Here is a 531-nt window from a genome sequence, read left to right as displayed (position 1 = left end):
ATCAGGAAGGTGCTGAGGCAAATTGCTCGTGACATGGAAGGAGCATTGCAGCAAGGCTATTCTAGTTCAGCTGATGATTTCTTCACATACATGCTTGTTTTGCGCTCCAAAGGCACACACTCGCTCACAGTAGAGGACATTGTGGACAATGCAATCGTTCTCCTGGCTGCCGGTTATGAAACATCGTCTGTTCTTATCACCTTCTTGATCCGGTGCCTAGCTAATGATCCAGACATCCTTGGCAAGATAACCGAGGAACAAGAGGAGATTGCTAGGAGCAAAGGACCTAATGAGCCTTTAACCTGGGATGATGTCTCAAGGATGAAGTACACATGGAAGGTGGCATTGGAGATACTACGGACAATTTCTCCAATTTTTGGAAGCTTCCGAACAGCTATCAAAGACATTGAATACCGGGGCTATCACATTCCAAAAGGCTGGCAAGTCTTCACTGCTCAACGTATCACACATTTGGATGGAAATTTTTTCAATGACCCGGTCAAGTTTGACCCTACTAGATTTGACAACCAC

1 protein-coding gene is annotated in these 531 nt (G+C 45.4%); it reads left to right on the top strand.

The features are described 5' to 3' along the window. Positions 1–531 (top strand): cytochrome P450 (locus NK662_RS24815; protein ID WP_254761384.1); only part of this gene is annotated, 531 nt, incomplete at both ends.

The organism is Ectobacillus ponti (genome assembly GCF_024294785.1).
Lineage (GTDB): Bacteria > Bacillota > Bacilli > Bacillales > Bacillaceae_G > Ectobacillus > Ectobacillus ponti.
The sequence above is the reverse complement of the archived record's forward strand: the minus strand, read 5'-3'. Positions and strand labels throughout refer to the sequence as shown.